The 17,347-nt window shown below is 64.0% G+C and carries 13 protein-coding genes and 1 tRNA gene; 12 read left to right on the top strand and 2 right to left on the bottom strand.

Annotation, left to right across the window (positions count from 1 at the left end):
- The first annotated feature begins 17 nt into the window (after window positions 1-17).
- The gene (locus O0881_RS11540) at window positions 18-947 is read left to right on the top strand and encodes a quinone oxidoreductase (RefSeq protein ID WP_251350740.1); all 930 of its coding nucleotides are present in this window, start codon (window positions 18-20) and stop codon (window positions 945-947) included.
- 171 nt (window positions 948-1,118) lie between these two features.
- Here the strand turns inward: O0881_RS11540 and O0881_RS11535 are convergent, their stop codons facing one another.
- Window positions 1,119-1,748 carry a DUF4136 domain-containing protein gene (locus O0881_RS11535; RefSeq protein ID WP_289903733.1) on the bottom strand — a complete coding sequence of 210 codons (630 nt, stop codon included), beginning with the start codon at window positions 1,746-1,748 and terminating at the stop codon, window positions 1,119-1,121.
- 198 nt (window positions 1,749-1,946) lie between these two features.
- On the opposite strand from O0881_RS11535, the gene pepN reads away from it, so the two are divergent.
- From pepN to O0881_RS11505, 6 genes are all read left to right on the top strand, one after another.
- The gene (gene pepN, locus O0881_RS11530) at window positions 1,947-4,601 is read left to right on the top strand and encodes an aminopeptidase N (RefSeq protein WP_289911339.1); all 2,655 of its coding nucleotides are present in this window, start codon (window positions 1,947-1,949) and stop codon (window positions 4,599-4,601) included.
- A 45-nt stretch (window positions 4,602-4,646) separates the two neighbouring features.
- Window positions 4,647-5,648, top strand: coding sequence for a class 1 fructose-bisphosphatase (locus O0881_RS11525; protein ID WP_077408194.1), 1,002 nt, complete (start codon window positions 4,647-4,649; stop codon window positions 5,646-5,648).
- Between the two features lie 117 nt (window positions 5,649-5,765).
- A tRNA-Thr gene (locus O0881_RS11520) sits at window positions 5,766-5,841 on the top strand.
- A gap of 227 nt (window positions 5,842-6,068) precedes the next feature.
- Window positions 6,069-6,509 carry a hypothetical protein gene (locus O0881_RS11515; protein WP_289911338.1) on the top strand — a complete coding sequence of 147 codons (441 nt, stop codon included), beginning with the start codon at window positions 6,069-6,071 and terminating at the stop codon, window positions 6,507-6,509.
- 352 nt (window positions 6,510-6,861) lie between these two features.
- The gene (locus O0881_RS11510) at window positions 6,862-7,560 is read left to right on the top strand and encodes a YoaK family protein (protein ID WP_289903741.1); all 699 of its coding nucleotides are present in this window, start codon (window positions 6,862-6,864) and stop codon (window positions 7,558-7,560) included.
- 33 nt (window positions 7,561-7,593) lie between these two features.
- Window positions 7,594-7,818: a DoxX family protein gene (locus O0881_RS11505; RefSeq protein WP_354670213.1), complete on the top strand. Its 225-nt coding sequence runs from the start codon at window positions 7,594-7,596 to the stop codon at window positions 7,816-7,818.
- On the opposite strand, the gene O0881_RS11500 is transcribed toward O0881_RS11505, so the two are convergent.
- Entirely contained in the window at window positions 7,815-9,215 is a 1,401-nt protein-coding gene (locus tag O0881_RS11500; protein ID WP_289911337.1) for a PLP-dependent aminotransferase family protein, read from the bottom strand. The two genes, O0881_RS11505 and O0881_RS11500, sit on opposite strands and share 4 nt — an antisense overlap.
- A gap of 376 nt (window positions 9,216-9,591) precedes the next feature.
- On the opposite strand from O0881_RS11500, the gene O0881_RS11495 reads away from it, so the two are divergent.
- The 5 genes from O0881_RS11495 to O0881_RS11475 all read left to right on the top strand — a co-directional run bounded on the left by O0881_RS11495 (window position 9,592) and on the right by O0881_RS11475 (window position 17,072).
- Complete coding sequence (locus O0881_RS11495) at window positions 9,592-9,945, top strand: hypothetical protein (protein ID WP_289911336.1); 354 nt, start codon at window positions 9,592-9,594, stop codon at window positions 9,943-9,945.
- Window positions 9,946-10,191: 246 nt separating this feature from the next.
- Window positions 10,192-12,603, top strand: a complete 2,412-nt coding sequence (locus O0881_RS11490; protein WP_289911335.1) for a catalase — start codon at window positions 10,192-10,194, stop codon at window positions 12,601-12,603.
- 197 nt (window positions 12,604-12,800) lie between these two features.
- Window positions 12,801-14,495 (top strand): MFS transporter, encoded by a 1,695-nt coding sequence (locus O0881_RS11485; protein WP_180278698.1) that lies wholly within the window; start codon window positions 12,801-12,803, stop codon window positions 14,493-14,495.
- Entirely contained in the window at window positions 14,482-15,666 is a 1,185-nt protein-coding gene (locus O0881_RS11480) for an HlyD family secretion protein (RefSeq protein ID WP_289911334.1), read from the top strand. The genes O0881_RS11485 and O0881_RS11480 overlap by 14 nt, the downstream gene beginning before the upstream one ends.
- The gene (locus tag O0881_RS11475) at window positions 15,663-17,072 is read left to right on the top strand and encodes an efflux transporter outer membrane subunit (RefSeq protein WP_289911333.1); all 1,410 of its coding nucleotides are present in this window, start codon (window positions 15,663-15,665) and stop codon (window positions 17,070-17,072) included. The genes O0881_RS11480 and O0881_RS11475 overlap by 4 nt, the downstream gene beginning before the upstream one ends.
- Window positions 17,073-17,347 lie beyond the last annotated feature (275 nt).

Genomic DNA, 17,347 nt, shown 5'->3' with positions numbered 1-17,347 from the left:
TGGGCGGCCCGGACGTGATGGAATATGTGGATGTGGAACTGCCGCCGCCGGGTCCCGGCGAGGCGCGCGTCAAGCACGAGGCCATCGGCCTCAATTTCATCGATGTGTATTTCCGCACGGGCTTGTATCCGCAGCCGCTGCCCAATGGCCTTGGTGTCGAGGGGGCGGGCATCGTCGAGGCGGTGGGCGAGGGTGTCACGGAAGTGAAGGTGGGCGACCGGGTGGCGTATGCGGCGCGCATCAATGGCGCGTATGCGCAGCAGCGCAACCTGCCGGCGGCCCTGCTGCTGGTGTTGCCCGAGCGCATAGGCTTCGATACGGCCGCCGCCATGATGCTGCAAGGCTTGACGGTGCAATACCTGTTCCACCGCACGGTGGCCCTGAAGGCGGGCGATACCATCCTGTTCCACGCGGCCGCGGGCGGCGTGGGCCTGATCGCCTGCCAGTGGGCGAAAGTGCTGGGCGTGAACCTGATCGGCACGGCCGGTTCCGATGAAAAGGCGGCGCTGGCCAAGGCGCACGGCGCGGCCCATGTCATCAACTACAACACGGAAAACTTCGTCGAGCGCGTGCGCGAGATCACGGGCGGCAAGGGCGTCTCCGTCGTCTACGATTCCATCGGCAAGGATACGTTCACGGGTTCGCTCGACTGCCTGGCGCCGCTGGGCATGATGGTCAGCTTCGGCAACGCGTCCGGTCCCGTGCCGGCCTTCACTTTGAGCGAACTGGCATCGCGCGGCTCGCTCTTCATCACGCGTCCGGCCCTGTTCAGCTATGCCTCGAACCGCGCGAATCTGGAAGAGATGGCGACCTCGCTGTTCGGCGTCGTCAGCAGCGGCGAAGTGCAGATCGAGATCAACCAGCGCTACGGCCTGGCCCATATCGCCCAGGCGCATACGGACCTGGAAGGGCGCAAGACGACCGGTTCGACCATCATCGTGCCATGAGCGGCGGCAATGATGGCACGCCGAAGTTCGGCCGCCTGTTGATCGTGCTGCTATTGGCCGTGGCCCTGATCGGCGCGCTGACCTTTGCCGCCGAAGCGTATTATTCGTAGACATAAAAAAACCGGCTTGCGCATCGCTGCACAAGCCGGTTTTTTTAGTGTTGCCAGGTAATTACTCTACCTTGACTTCCACTTTACGGGGCACGCCGCTCTGGCCGGGGAAGTCGGCAAAGGCGCTGGCGACCATGGCGGGCATCACCTGCGACGTGGCGCGCTTGTTGCTGGTCGATTGCACGGTCACGTCATAGAGTTTCTTGCCGTTGCGGTCATTGATCGTCACGCGCAATTCGCGTTCGTATTTATGGCGCACGCTTTCTTCCACGTCCATCGGGCCATACCAGTAGGGGTTATAGCCAAAGCGACTGTAGCCTGGCCAGGCGCCGTAGCGGTAGCCGTAGCGGCCAGGCCAGTAGCCGGGGCCATACCAGAATGGGTCGGACGCTTGCAGCACGCGTTCAGGGTAGTCGACGGTGGAAAACTGCATCGCCACGCGCAAATTGGCTGCCGCAGGGCCGGACGCTTCGCCGAAACCGTGTTTGGCCAGTTCCGCGCGCACCAGGTTCTGGTAGCTGCGGTACTCCAGCGTGTCGTCTTCGGCCGCCGGCGCTTCAAATGCATACGATTTGTCCTGCAATTGCGCAGGCCACTCATGGAATACGGTCACATCGCTGCGTATGGTGGTGGCGCATCCGGTGAGCAACACGGTCAATGCGGCCATCATGATGGTGAGATATCGTTTCATTGCATGACCTCCTGATTAGTAGACGCAATTCATCGCTTAGTATTATAAGAATAGTTCTATTTGTTTCTATTCATTATTACAGAATGTTACCTGACATGTCTGCGTGTAAGGGAATCCAACATTCCTGGCCTGAATCGCGACTATCGGGGGCTGGTGTTGGTAAAATAGGCTTTTGCCTCCGCTCCCACCCAAATCCCTATGCGCACAGACAGCCCTCAGACGATTTACCGCAAAGATTACACGCCGCCCAGCTTCCTGGTCGACAGCGTCGAACTTGGTTTCGATCTCGATCCCGCCCGCACAGTGGTGGCGAGCCGGATTCAAATGCGCCATAACCCGGCCAGCACCAGCCGCAGCATCGAATTGCACGGCGAACACATCGAACTGGTGCTGGTGCGCCTGAATGGCAAGGTATTGAAGCCGTCGCAGTACAAGCTGACGGCCGGCATGCTGACCATCCCCAAGGCCCCGGACGAGGTGACGCTCGATATCGAAACCGTGCTGGCGCCGCAGGACAATACCTCGCTGTCCGGCCTGTACGTGTCGAACCATAATTTCTTCACGCAGTGCGAGGCGGAAGGCTTCCGCCGCATCACCTTCTTCCCTGACCGCCCGGACGTGATGGCCAAGTACACGGTCATGCTGCGCGCCGACAAGGACAAGTACCCGGTGCTGTTGTCGAACGGCAACCTGATCGAAGAGGGCGACCTCGGCGATGGCCGTCATTACGCCAAGTGGGAGGACCCGTTCAAGAAGCCGTCGTACCTGTTCGCCCTGGTGGCGGCGCGCCTGGTATGCCAGGAAGAGCGCTATACCCTGAAGTCGGGCCGCGAAGTGCTGCTGCAGGTGTGGGTGGAGGACGGCAATCTGGATAAAACCGACTACGCCATGCAGTCGCTGAAAAACTCGATCCGCTGGGACGAGGAGCGTTTCGGCCTGGAACTGGACCTGGACCGCTTCATGATCGTCGCCGTGGGCGATTTCAACATGGGTGCCATGGAAAACAAGGGTTTGAACATCTTCAATACCAAGTATGTGCTGGCCAATGCGCGCGTGGCGACGGACGTCGATTACGCGGGCATCGAAGCGGTGGTGGGCCACGAATACTTCCATAACTGGACCGGCAACCGCGTGACGTGCCGCGACTGGTTCCAGCTGTCGCTGAAGGAAGGCTTGACGGTGTTCCGCGACCAGGAGTTCTCGGCCGACATGATCGGTACGGACACGGGCCGCGCCGTCACGCGCATCGACCAGGTGCGCACCCTGCGCCAGGCGCAGTTCCCCGAAGACGCGGGCCCGATGGCGCATCCCGTGCGTCCCGATTCCTTCGTCGAGATCAATAACTTTTATACGGTCACGATCTACGAAAAGGGTGCCGAAGTGGTGCGCATGTACCAGACCCTGGTGGGCCGCGACGGCTTCCGCAAGGGCATGGACCTGTATTTCGAGCGCCACGATGGCCAGGCCGTGCAGTGCGACGACTTCCGCGCCGCCATGGCGGACGCGAATGGCCGCGACTTCAGCCAGTTCGAGCGCTGGTACAGCCAGGCGGGTACACCCATCGTGACGGCATCCACGCGCTACGATGCAGCCAGCCAGACGTTCGAGCTGACCCTGGCGCAAAGCTGCCCCGCCACGCCGGGCCAGCCGAAAAAACTGCCTTTCCACATTCCCGTCACCGTCGGCTTGCTGGCCGCCGATGGCCGCGACCTGCCGCTGCACGTCGATGGCGTCGTGTCGAACGGCGCTGCCAGCGTTGTGCTGGAACTGACGCAAGCGTCGCAGACTTTCCGCTTCACGAATGTGACGGAGTTGCCCGTGCCGTCGCTGCTGCGCGACTTTTCCGCGCCCGTGGTGCTGGAATACGATTACACCGACGCGGAATTGCTGCACCTGTTCCGCCACGACAGCGACCCGGTCAACCGCTGGGAAGCGGGCCAGCGCCTGGCTATGGAGCGCCTGCTGAAACTGACCCGCGCCGTCGCCGCCGGCGAGACCCTGGCGCTGGACGACACCTTCATCGAAGCGCAACGCGCCTTGCTTGCCGACGAAACGCTCGATCCTGCCTTCCGCGAGTTGGCCCTGATCCTGCCGTCGGAAACCATCATCGCCGAGCGCATGGCGCAAGTCGACCCGCAAGCGATCCACGCGGCGCGCCAGTTCATGCGCCGCACGATTGCGGTCGCCTTGAAACCTGAACTGCTGGCGCAATACCACGCCAACCAGACGCCGGGCGAGTACAGTCCCGACGCCCTGTCGGCGGGCAAGCGCGCGCTGAAAAACCTGGCCCTGTCCTATCTGCTGATCGCGCCGGACGCGCAAGAACTGGCCTTGGCGCAGCAGCAGTTCGACAGCGCCGGCAACATGACGGACCGCGCAGCAGCGCTGGGTGCCCTGATCCATTCGGGTTCGTCAGCGCATGCGCAGGCGGCGCTGGCCAGTTTCTATGCCGACTTCGAGAACGAAGCGCTGGTGGTCGACAAGTGGTTCGCCATGCAGGCGGCCGCGCCAACGACCGATGTGCAAGCCGTGCGCCAGCTGATGACGCATCCGGCCTTCACCCTGAAGAATCCGAACCGCGCGCGCAGCCTGATCTTCAATTTCACGAATGGCAATCCGTCGCAGTTCCATGCGGCTGACGGCAGCGGCTACGCTTTCTGGGCCGAGCAAGTCATCGCGCTCGACGCCCTGAACCCGCAAGTGGCAGCCCGCCTGGCGCGTTCCATGGACCGCTGGCGCCGTTACGTGCCCGCGCTGCAAAGCCACATGCGCGACGCGCTGGAAAAAGTTGCCGGCCAGGCCAGCTTGTCGAATGATGTGATGGAAGTCGTTTCCAAGGCATTGGCCAATTAACACCGTAAAAAATTTATCAAAAAGCTATTAAAACAGAGGGATTTCATGAAACGCATCAGTCTTACGCAATACCTGGTTGAAGAGCAGCGCTCGAACAACAGCATTCCGGCCGAACTGCGCCTGCTGATCGAAGTCGTCGCGCGCGCCTGTAAAACCATCAGCCACGCCGTCAGCAAGGGCGCGCTGGGTGAGGTGCTGGGCACGGCCGACACGGAAAACGTGCAGGGTGAAGTGCAGAAAAAGCTTGACATCATCTCCAACGAGATTTTGCTGGAAGCGAATGAATGGGGCGGCCACTTGGCGGCCATGGCGTCGGAAGAGATGGAATCGATTCACCCGATCCCGAACCGCTATCCGAAGGGCGAATACATGCTGCTGTTCGACCCATTGGATGGCTCGTCGAACATCGACGTCAACGTCTCCATCGGCACCATTTTCTCGGTGCTGAAGGCACCGGAAGGCATGGGCGAGCCGACGGAGCAGGACTTCATGCAGGCCGGCAGCAAGCAAGTGGCGGCCGGCTACGCCGTGTACGGTCCGCAAACCATGCTGGTGCTGACCTTCGGCAATGGCGTGAACTGCTTCACCCTGGACCGCGAAATGGGTTCGTGGGTCCTCACGCAAAGCAATATGCAGATTCCGCCAACGACGAAGGAGTTTGCCATCAATATGTCGAACGCGCGCCACTGGCATCCGCCCGTGAAACGCTATGTCGACGAACTGCTGGCTGGCGACACAGGCCCGCGCGGCACCAATTTCAACATGCGCTGGATCGCCTCGATGGTGGCCGACGTGCACCGCATCCTGAACCGCGGCGGCATCTTCATGTACCCGGCCGACCTGCGCGACACGTCGATGCCCGGCAAGCTGCGCCTGATGTACGAAGCGAACCCGATGGCTTTCATCGTGGAGCAAGCCGGCGGCGCCGCCACCGATGGCCAGCAGCGCATCATGGACATCGCCCCGCACAAGCTGCACCAGCGCGTGCCCGTGTTCCTCGGCTCGAAAGACGAAGTGGCCCGCGTCACCGCCTACCACGCTGAGTAAAAAAGCCGCACTTTTCCACGATTTTCAGCGGCCTGCAGCCGGGCCGCTAAAAAAATGCAAAAAAGTTCGCGTTGACACTAGCAAATTTTGTGCATTGTTTGTAGAATGTGGGTCTTCGCCGTTGTAGCTCAGTTGGTAGAGCAGCACATTCGTAATGTGAAGGTCGCCAGTTCGATTCCGGCCAACGGCACCAAGTTTCATCAGAAAACCCGCTTGCTTGCAAAAGTCAGCGGGTTTTTTGTTGTCCTCGATTTCAGCGGCATGGCATGCAGCCTGCTGTGATCAGAGGGCACTGCATCTGGACGGCGTCTGTCGCCATCACCTTGCCGCGCACTCGAACCCCGGCGCGGTGCTTTGGCTGGATACGCGGTCTGCAGATTACAATATGGCATTGTCTTTCATATCAATGGAACCTTGCCCATGCCCGACAAAATCTACCAGTACCTGACCTCGCCCGGTGTGGACGATGGCGATACGCCACCCGTGGTCGATCTCGATCTTTACTTTGCGGGCAATGCCGACGAAGAGTCGATCGCGCCGAACCAGTGGGGCTATGGCCGCCCGCCGATTGCGCAGCTGTACGACATGTTCCGCGAGATCGCCGCCAGGCCGGACGTGGAAAAGGTGCTGGTCGGCTTGCACCAGGACTGGTGCGACTATGGCCAGGCGGACGTGGACGCGAAATGCTTCCCGCCGGCGGAAAACGTGCACATCTTCACCTCCGCACGCCAGGACGAGGTGGAAGGCTGGATCGCCGGCATGGAAGCCGACGGCGTCATTCCTGGCTGGCCATACGGCAAGCCCGCCAACGCTCCTGAGCCTTCAGAGGGCTATGCCGTGCTGTCAGTCTGCTGGGACTGAGCGCCGCTCAGAAAGTGTGCCTTATCCCAGCGCCATGCCCGACAAGGTGGCGCCCTTTGTTTCTGCATCGCGTCCCAGGCTGTTGATGGCAAAGTCGGCGATGCCGTGGCGGTCGTTGGCCATACGGGAGCCGTACGCCAACAGGCCGGCGTGCGCAGCGCGCAAGTCACCTCGTCCAGTGTAGCGGGCAGCGCTTGAACACGGGCCAAAAAATCAGGTGGAGCGGACGCACTGGCCGAAGGACGGGGGCGGCGGCCGGTCACATAGCTTACCATGCAGGCATTGGCGCCAGGGCGCTTCTCTGGCGCGTTTTTCGTTTTTTAGTGCATTGCACGGTATCAGGAGTCATTCGATGGATCAGCCACCACATAGCCGCTTGTTCGGCACCAGCCTGGGATTTTTAGCGGGGTATGTCGATACCCTGGGTTTCATTGCCCTGTTTGGCCTGTTTACGGCCCATGTCACGGGTAACTTCGTGCTGATCGGCGCCGCCTTGGCGGATGCATCGCGCGCGTCCATCCTGTTGAAGTTTCTCGCTTTTCCCGCCTTTATCGCCGGCGTCGCCGTCACGCGCCTGATGGTGCTGGCCGTGGAGCGCCGCGCCGGCCCGTCACTGACCCTGGCGATGTTGCTGCAGTGGGCCTTGCTGGCCGGCTTCATGGTGTTTGGCTGCCTGGCAGAACCGATCGGCAAGGATGTCAGTTCCATGGCCATGGCGGCCGGTTTGCTGGGCACGGCCGCCATGGGTGTGCACAGCGCCACCAGCCGGCTGCTGCTGGCGCACCTGGCGCCCACTTCCATGATGACGGGTAACGTGACGCAGATCGTCATCGACACCGTCGACGTGCTGCGCGGCGCGGCCGATGGCGCTACCCATGCGCGCTGCGGGAAGTTCTTCTGGCCGCTGCTGGCCTTTGCCCTGGGCGCCATCGCCGCCGCCTTTGCCTACCTGGCTTTCGGTTTCGTGGCGCTGGCCGTGCCCCTGATTTTGCTGGGGGCCCTGATCGTAGTGCAGCAGCGTAGCGGGCGACCGGCCGTGCCTGCGGCTTGAGCGCGGCCTTGCGCGGCGCGCCTCGCCGTCACCCTGTACTGCGCCCTGTTCGCGGAAATCCTCTGCCCGCTGCTGGTCGCCGCCGGCTTGCTGACGCGCCTGGCCTGCCTGCCCCTGCTGGGCGTGTCGATGCTGCTCGTGCACCCGGACTGGAGCATCGCAGACGGCCAGTTCGGCTGGCTGCTGATCATCGTCTTCGGCACGATTGCCATCAGCGGCGCGGGCCGCTATTCGCTCGATGCGCGGTTGCGCCGTTAAATGACGAATTCCCGCCGCACAGCTGGCTTGTGCGCCAGCAGCAGCGATAATTTCTTCAATGCGCTGGCGAGGCGCGCGCGGTCGCGGATGCTGCCCAGCGAGATGCGGATGGCGTTCGGCGGGCGGTTGTCGTAGAAGGCGTCGGACGCCGTGACGGCCACGCCCTGGGCGCGGGCGGTGGCGGCCAGTTCGCGCGAGGTCCAGTAGCCGGGCAGCGAAAACCACACGTGGATGCCATCGCTGCGCGGGTGAGTGGCGCCCGTCAGGATGGTGCGGATGACGTCCTGGCGCGCATCGGCTTCGCTGCGTATGCCGGCCAGCAGCGCGTGCGCGGAGCCGTCGTGTATCCATTGCGTCGTCAGCGCCGTCGTCACGGGCGTGGCCATCAGGCTGAAAGAGCGCAGGGCGTCCAGGAAGCGTTCGCGCAGCTGCGTGTCGGCGATCAAGGTATAGGCCATGCGCAGGCCCGGCGCCAGGCATTTCGACAGGGTGGCGATGTAGGACACGTGGGCGGGCGCGTAATGCGCCAGGGGCGGCGGCGCATCGGACGCCAGCAGCCAGTACGGGTCATCCTCGATGATGTGCATGCCGCAGCGCTGGGCCACTTGCGTGATGGCCAGGCGGCGCGCGGCCGGCATGGTGTGCGCCGTGGGGTTTTGCAGGGTGGGATTCAGATACACGAGGCGCGCGCGGTGCTTGCGGCCAGCTTTTTCCAGCGCTTCGGGCAGCATGCCATCCGCATCCGTTTCCACGGCCACGGCCTTGCGGTTCAGCTGCCCCGCCGCCGAGCGCAAGCCCGGATACACGGCCGGCTCCGTCAAGATGGCGTCGCCGGGCCGGCTCAGGGTCAGAATCAGCGCCGCCAGCGCCGCCTGCGCGCCGGGGCAGGCGACGACGTGTTCCCCATCGACGTTGCCGAACATGGGCGCGAGCCAGGCGGCGCCCGCCGCGCGGTCGGCCTTGCTGCCGCCGCCCAGGTGATAACTCATCAACAGATCGCTGTCCGTGCGCATCAGCACCTGCGCCACGCCCTGTTTCAGCAGGTCGTCGAAATCCACGCCCACGGGCGGCGGCGGGATGTTCATGCTCAGGTCCAGCATCTGCGTCAATTCCACCTTCGGCGCCGCCACGTAGGTGCCGCGCGCGCCGTGCCCTTCCAGCAGGTTGCGGCGCTTGGCTTCGTCGTAGGCGCGCGTCACTGTCGTCAGGTCGACCTGGAACAGGGCGGCCAGGCTGCGCTGCGGCGGCAAGCGGTCCCCCGGGCGCAGGCTGCCGCCGGACAGCGCGCGCTCGAGCATGTCGGCGATCTGCAGGTAGCGCGGACCGCCGTGCTGCACGAACGGCGTGATCCATGCGCTTGCATGGTCATCTTTTTGTATGGATTTAGACGGAGGCATTTTGTCTTGATGTATGTATTTTAGTGCCTACATTATGCGTAAAATCTGCATAAAAATCCATGCATTTGTATGGGGCCGGCTTTCTCGTCAGGGCGGACCATGCATCAGGCAGCGTTACTCCTCGCCCGCCGCACCAGGCCGGCGCGGACTGTTATTTCTGGCAGGCATTTAAGTCTGGCCTTCAAGGTGTGGCAGCGCACGGTGGCGTATGGCAGGCGCGGTTAAGGTAGTGCCAACAGCTTGCTGCTGATCCAGAGTTTGATATGGCTCAGCCCGGCAGCGTTTAGCCGCTTCTTTTTCCCAGAAGCGAGGAGAATCATGATTCGGTCACGGCATCGAGCATGGTTGAAATTATTCACTGTTAAAGGAAACCATCATGAACGCGATTGAAAAAACCAGCTCCGATATCAACGGCACCGCCCAGGATACCCGCCAGGACTTGCACCGTACGATCGACAAGGTGGCAAGTCAGGCCCAGCCCCTGGCCGACATGATGGCCACGCGCGCCCACGACGGCGTGGACCAGGTGGGCGACCGCATCGACCAAGTCAGCGACAGCGTCAGCAAGGCTTCCGAACGCTTGATGGCGCGCGGCAAGCAATTGGGCGCCGCCTGCCAGCGCGCCGGCGAGACGGGCCGCGATTACGTGCGCGAACGGCCGGCCGTGTCCCTGCTGATTGCGGCAGCGGCCGGGTATGGCCTGTCGAAATTGCTGGGTTCGCGTAAATAAGTTTTACGCCTTCCTGGCCGGTATTTGTCGTGGGCGCTGTTCCCTTCGCCGTGATGGCGGAGGAAACAGCGCCCACGCGCACAAGGTAGTAGCTAGTAGCAGGCCGTAAAGGAGAGTGAAGATGCGCTCCATTTTGTTGTGGTTGATCGGTGTACCTATTTCCATCATTGTTTTGATTGCCCTGTTCGTGCGCTGAATGAGGGAGTTGTAGCGTTCTCCCGGGGCAGACTACTCACAGGAGATGTAATGGCTACCAACAAGAAAACGCCGTCCACGGACGGTGCTGGTTCCGTATTGAGCAGCATGTCCGGCCCATCCGACAGCAATACGCCGAACAGCCTGGGTGCGGATAATGACCTGACCCGCGCGCTGCTGCAAAAGACGGCCGCCGGCCAGCAACTGTCCGCCGCCATGGCCGTCAATCCCAAGGAATATGGCCAGTATGGCGAGGCGGCTCGCACGCCGGCCGAAGGCGTACATGTGGCAGCCGGCGAAGCGCTGGCCACGGCCAGCACCACGGGCGAAACGATACCTTCCCCGAAGACGGGCGATGGCCAGCCCGCGCTGGGCGAGAATGCGTTGAATAATTCGCTGGATCACTCCCGCAGCGACGACAGCGGCTGCGTGCTGACGACCAATCAGGGCGTGCCCGTGGGCGACAACCAGAATTCGCTGAAGGCGGGCTTGCGCGGCCCCACCCTGATGGAAGATTTCATCCTGCGCGAAAAGCTCACGCACTTCGACCATGAGCGCATCCCCGAGCGCGTCGTGCATGCGCGCGGCTCGGCCGCCCACGGCTATTTCGAATGCTACAAGGAGCAAAGCAGGCACACGCGCGCCGCGCCGTTCGCCAAGGCGGGCAAACGCACGCCCGTCTTCGTGCGTTTTTCCACGGTGGCCGGCGAACGCGGTTCTACCGATACGGCGCGCGACGTGCGCGGCTTCGCCGTGAAGTTTTATACGGACGAGGGCAACTGGGACCTGGTCGGCAATAATATCCCCGTCTTCTTCATCCAGGATGCGATGAAGTTCCCCGACCTGATCCACGCCGTCAAGCCCGAGCCGCACAACGGCATGCCGCAGGCGGCCAGCGCGCACGACACCTTCTGGGACTTCGCCTCGCTGTCGCCGGAAATCACGCACATGCTGATGTGGGCCATGTCGGACCGCGCCATCCCGCGCAGTTTCCGCATGATGCAGGGCTTCGGCGTGCATACCTTCCGCCTCGTGAATGCGAAGGGCCAGTCCGTCTTCTGCAAATTCCACTGGTCGCCCATGGCCGGCACGTATTCACTGGTGTGGGACGAAGCCGTCAAACTGAGCGGCGCCGATTCCGACTTCCACCGGCGCGACCTGTGGGAAGCCATCGAGTGCGGCGCGTATCCCGAATACGAGCTGTCCTTCCAGATATTCACGGAAGCGCAGGCCGAAGCGTTCCCCTTCGACGTGCTCGATCCGACCAAGCTGATTCCCGAAGAAATCGTGCCGCTGGTCCCCGTCGGGAAGATGGTCTTGAACCGCAATCCCGACAATTTTTTCGCCGAGACGGAGCAGGTGGCGTTCTGCACGGCGCACATCGTGCCCGGCATCGATTTCAGCAACGACCCGCTGCTGCAGGGGCGTATCCACTCCTACGTCGACACGCAGATCACGCGCCTGGGCGGCGCCAATTTCCATGAAATCCCCATCAATTCGCCGCTGGCGCCGTTGCACAACAACCAGCGCGACGGCATCCACCGCCAGGCCATCAACCGGGGGCGGGTCGCGTATGAACCCAATTCCCTGGCGGGCGGCTGTCCCTTCCAGGCGGGTGCGAAGGGTTTCAACAGCTTTCCCGCCGCGACCGAAGGCGACAAGGTGCGGGGCAAGCCCGAGAAGTTCGCCGAGCACTTCGGCCAGGCGCGCCTGTTCTGGATCAGCCAGACGCCGGTGGAACAGGACCATATCGTGCATGCGTTCCGCTTTGAACTGAGCAAGGTGCAGACGGTGGCCATCCGCAAGCGCATCGTCGCCATGCTGCGCAATGTCGACGAGACCCTGGCGCAGCGCCTGGCCGATGGCCTGGGCCTGGCGTTGCCGCCCGTCATGCCGCGCGCCTCCATGCTGCCGATCCCCACGTATCCACCGTCGCCGGCCCTGTCGCTCTTTTTCCGCCCCGGCAAGACGGGCATCCATACCCTGCGCGTGGCCATCCTGGTGGGGCCGGGCAGCGATGGTGCACAGGTGCGCAATATCTATGCCTCGCTGCTGGCCGATGGCGCCGTGCCGCGCCTGGTGGGCAGCCACCTGGGGAAAGTCGATACCAGCGGCGGTGCGCCGCTCGACGTGGAAATCTCGCTCGAAGCAGGACCGTCCGTGCTGTTCGACGCCGTCGTGCTGCCGGATGGCCAGGGCGCCGTGCAGCAGCTGGGCGGCGACGCCAACGCGCTCGACTTCCTGCGCCTGCAATACCGCCACTGCAAGCCCATGCTGGCTGTCGGCGCGGGCAAGGACTTGCTGGACAAGGCGGGCGTGCCGGTGACATTGCCCGATGGCAAGCCCGATCCCGCCATCATCGTCGCGCCGTCCGGCGACGTGGTGAAAGCCGTGGCGGCCTTCAAGAAGGCGCTGGCCGCGCACCGGGCGTTTGCGCGCGAGACGGACCCGCCGCGGGTGTGAGTGGCGGCATCGGCACGGGGGCCGGATCCGCCGGCCCCGTTGCATACGCTGTTTGAGCGGCATGCGCAACGCCATGCAACAATGTAAACAATAAAAACGTCCTGCGGTGATATGCTGCTGACTAGAACTGTTCATTTGCAACTATTTATATAACGGCAGCAAGGAACGGCTTCAGCAAACCGGATCGCGATTACCGCATGGACAAGTACACACCTCGCACCTGGGGGCCGGGCGAACGCCCGACCTTGCCCGGGTCGCCATCGATGCCCGAACATTCGACGCCCAAGCGTGTCGCGTACTTCATCGTCGGCCTGATCGTCGCGCTGACGGGGGGACTGGGCAACGGCCTGGTGACGGCCAATTTGCTGAACCTGCAAGGCTCGCTGGCTGCCTATGCCTACCAGATGCAGTGGCTGCCGGCCGCCTACGTGATGACCATCGTGTCCATGAATCTGCTGCTGGTGAAGTTCCGCCAGCAGTTCGGCCTGCGCCTGTTCACGGAAGCGTTCCTGGTGCTGTATGCGCTCGTGACGTTCGCCCACCTGTATGCGAATACCTTGCCGTCGGCGATCGCCGTGCGCGCCGCGCATGGCATGGTGGGCGGCGCGCTGGGCGTGCTGGGCCTGTACTACACCTTGCAGGCGTTTCCTGCGCGGCACCGCCTGAAAGGCGTGGTGCTGGGCCTGGGTTTTGCCCAACTGGCGCTGCCGCTGGCGCGCATCTTCACTTCCGAACTGCTGCAGATCGGCGAATGGCACGGCCTGTACCTGTTCGAGCTGGGACTGGCCCTGCTGGCGCTGGGCTGCGTGCTGGCCCTGAAACTGCCGCCCGGCGACAGGGTGCAGACGTTCGAGCCGCTCGATTTCCTCACCTTCATCCTGTTCGCGCCCGGCGTGGCCCTGCTGTGCGCCGTGCTGGCGCAGGGGCGCACGGCGTGGTGGATGGAATCGGAATGGGTGGGCGTGTGCCTGGCAGGCTCCATCGTGCTGATCGCCGCCTCGCTGGCCATCGAGCATAACCGCGCGCGCCCGCTGCTCAATACGCGCTGGCTCACCACGGGCAAGATCGCCAAGCTGTTCTTGTCCGTGCTGCTGTTTCGCATCGTGCTGTCCGAATCGACGGGGGCCGTGGGCTTCCTGCAGGCGCTGGGACTGAACACGGACCAGATGCAGAACCTGTTCATCGTGGTGCTGCTGGGCAGCGTGGCGGGCCTGGTGGTCAGCGCGCTGACGATCAATCCGGCCACCCTGAACCGCTCGCTGATGTTCGCGCTGCTGCTGATCGCCGCCGGCGCCCTGATCGACGCGCACGCCACCAGCCAGACGCGCCCCGTCAACATGTATGTCAGCCAGTTCCTGCTGGCCTTTGGCGGCACGTATTTCCTCGGCCCTACCATGGTGGCCGGCATGGGCGCCGTGATCGCCGAACCGCGCAACCTGGTGAGCTTTTCCGTGATGTTTACCATGACGCAGAACCTGGGCGGCTTGCTCGGCTCGGCCATCGTCGGCACCATCCAGACGGCGCGCGAAAAATACCATTCCAGCTACCTGGTCGAGCATCTCACCCTGCTCGACCCGCAGGTGGCCGCGCGCGTGCAGTCCGGCGCCGCGAGCTACGGCGGCGTGCTGACGGATCCTGCCTTGCGCAGCGCCCAGGGCGTGGCGCGCCTGGGCGCCATCGCCACGCGCGAAGCCAATGTGCTGGCCTATAACGACGTCTTTTTGATGATCGCCGGCGTCGCCATCGCCACCTTGATCTGGATGCTGGTCAGCCAATCCTGGACCCGCATCACCACCGGCGCGCGTCGCCTGGTCGGCCCCGTGCGCGATGCGCAGACGGCCATGGCCATCGTCCCCATTACCAATTCGGAACCGAGCAATGACAGAAAATAACAATCCACCGCCACCTCCCGCACCTGCATCGGCGGCGCCAGCAGCCGCACCCGCCGCCCCTTCCACGGCGCAGCCGGACCGGCGCCACCAGTGGCTGTCCGCGCTGGCCTTTGCCGCCGTGGCCCTGGTGGGCGTGCTGATCGTGCTGTACGCGTGGCGGCTGCCGCCGTTCACCAGCCCCGTCGTGACGACGGAAAACGCCACCGTGCGGGGCCAGGTGACGATCATCGGCACGCAGCTGTCCGGCTACGTGGTGGAAGTGACGGTGCAGGATTTCATGGACGTCAAGGAAGGCCAGCTGCTGGTGCGCATCGACGACCGCATCTACCAGCAGCGCTACGAGCAGGCACAGGCCCAGCTGGCGGCGCAACAGGCGGCGCTGTCGAACTGGGCGCAGCAAAAGGCCAGCGCGCAGGCGGGCATTTCCGTCAGCGAGGCGGCGCTGGCCAATGCGGAAGCGCAGGCGCGCAAGGCCAGCGCCGACCTCAATCGCGTGGAACAATTGGTGGCCGACGGTTCCCTGTCGCAGCGCGAACACGACCAGTCGCGCGCCACGCAGGCGCAGATGGCGGCCGCGCTGGCGCAGGCGCGCGCCAATCTCGACATCGCCCAGCAAAGCGTGCATTCCGTGGTGGTCAACAAGCAGGCCCTGGAAGCGGCCGTGGCGAATGCAAAGGCAGCCGTCAAGGCGGCGAAGATCGACCTCGATAACACGCGCATCGTGGCCCCTTCCGACGGCCAGCTGGGCCAGGTGACGGTGCGCCAGGGCGCATACGTGAATTCGGGTGCGCAACTGATGGCGCTGGTGCCGCGCCAGATGTGGGTCATCGCCAATTTCAAGGAAACGCAGATGAACGGCGTGCAGGAAGGGCAGAGCGCCACCTTCCACGTCGATGCGCTCGACGGCGCCGTGTTGACGGGCCAGGTGGAGCGCATCTCGCCGGCCACCGGTTCCGAGTTTTCCGTGCTGCCGGCCGATAACGCGACGGGCAATTACCTCAAGATCGCCCAGCGCATTCCCGTGCGCATCCGCATCGACGCGGGGCAGGCGAATGCGCGCCGGCTCGTGCCCGGCATGTCGGTGGTAGTCAGCGTCGACACGTCCGCCGTGTTGAACGACTCGGCGGACAATCCGGCGCCGCCGCCAGCGCCGAAGAAGGCCAAGCCATGAAGCGCCATGTCCTGCTGATGGCCGGCGCGCTGGCGCTGGCCGGCTGCGCCGCCAACGCGCCCTTGCAGCCGCCATCGGCATTGCAGCTGCCGTCCGGCTGGCGCGCGCAGGCGGACGGTGCGCCGGTGCTCATTGCCACCTCCGATGGCGCGCAGGTGGAGCAGTTGTGGTGGCAGGCATTCGGCGATCCGGTCTTGAGCGACCTGGTGGGCGAGGCGCTGGCGCGCAACGGCGACTTGCGCGTGGCCCGCGCCCGGGTGCAGGAATACCGCGCGCGCCTGGCGCAGGCCGATGCGAACCGCGCGCCCAACCTGGCCTTCGACGGCTCGCCCACGCGCACGCGCACCCTGGCGTCCAGCGGCAAACCGTATGTGACGAATGTCTTCCAGGCCGAACTGCAGGCCAGCTATGAAATCGACGTGTGGGGCCGGCTGGCCAATCTGAGCGATGCTGCGGGCGAGAGTTACCGCGCCGAGCAGGCCAGCCTCGATGCGGCGGCCCTGTCGATCGCCGCCAGCGTGGCGACGAGTTACCTGAATCTGCGGGGGCTCGACGCGCAGCTGGCGCTCACGCAATCGACGCTGCAGCTGCGCGAACAGTCGCGCGAGCTGGCGCGCAAGCAGTTCGAGGTGGGCTACAGCTCGCGGCTGGAATGGCTGCAGGCGCAATCGGAATACCATGCGGCGGCCGAGCAGGTGCCGCAGCTGCAGCGGCAGATCTTTGAACAGGAAAACGCGCTGGCCGTCCTCGTCGGCGGCAATCCCGGCCCCATCGCGCGCGGCTTGCCGCTGGCCGAACTGGCGGCGCCGGGCGTGCCGGCCGGCCTGCCGTCCGAATTGCTGCGCCGGCGGCCCGACATCGCGCGCGCGGAACACAACCTGGCGGCGGCCAACGCCAGCCTGGCCGCCACGCGCGACCAGCTGCTGCCCTCGTTCAAACTGACGGCCGTCGGCGGCGGGCAAGCGACGACGCTCACCGATTTCCTGCATGCGCCCACGGCCCTGTGGCGGCTGACGGCGCTGGCGGCCGGTCCCCTGTTCGACGGCGGGCGCGTGCAGGCGCAGACGGATGCGGCAGGCGCGCAGCGCGACCAGCTCGCGTACACCTATGAAAACGTGGTGCGCAATGCTTTCGCCGAAACGGAGAACAGCCTGGGTGCCATCTACCGCCTGCAGCAGCAGGCCGTGGAAAACGACGCGCGCCGCGCCACGGCGGCGGACACCCTGCGCATTGCGCATAACCGCTACCGCAATGGCTATGCCTCGTACCTGGAAGAGCTGGACGCCCAGCGTACCCTGTACAGTGCCGACGTGGGGCTGCTGCAACTGAAGACACGCATCCTCGTCGCCTCGGTCGACCTGTACCGGGCCATGGGCGGCGGCTGGGCGGCAACGGCCCGCCCTTAACGCCTGCCCCGGCTGTCCCGGCAGGGGATGGATTCCTCTGCCGGGACAAGCGCCTGCTCCCTCCTGTCGCAGCATCCGGTTTTTTTGCCTGGATGCAGGCGGCCCGGTAACGTCTTGCCGCCCTTTCCCAAAACTCCCCGCGTTTCCCTTGTCCGCGGCGGCGCGCCGCCGATCTTTTTTGTTGTATTTTTACAACTTCATTTTCACGTTGCTGTACATAAAAAATTTCCACATGGAATTCTTTTGCGATTTCTGTCGTGCTGCGCTTGTGATAC

This window comes from Janthinobacterium sp. SUN100 (assembly GCF_030397705.1).
Taxonomy (GTDB): domain Bacteria; phylum Pseudomonadota; class Gammaproteobacteria; order Burkholderiales; family Burkholderiaceae_D; genus Janthinobacterium; species Janthinobacterium kumbetense.
Note: the sequence above shows the minus strand (reverse complement) of the source record. Positions and strands in the feature narration are given on the sequence as shown.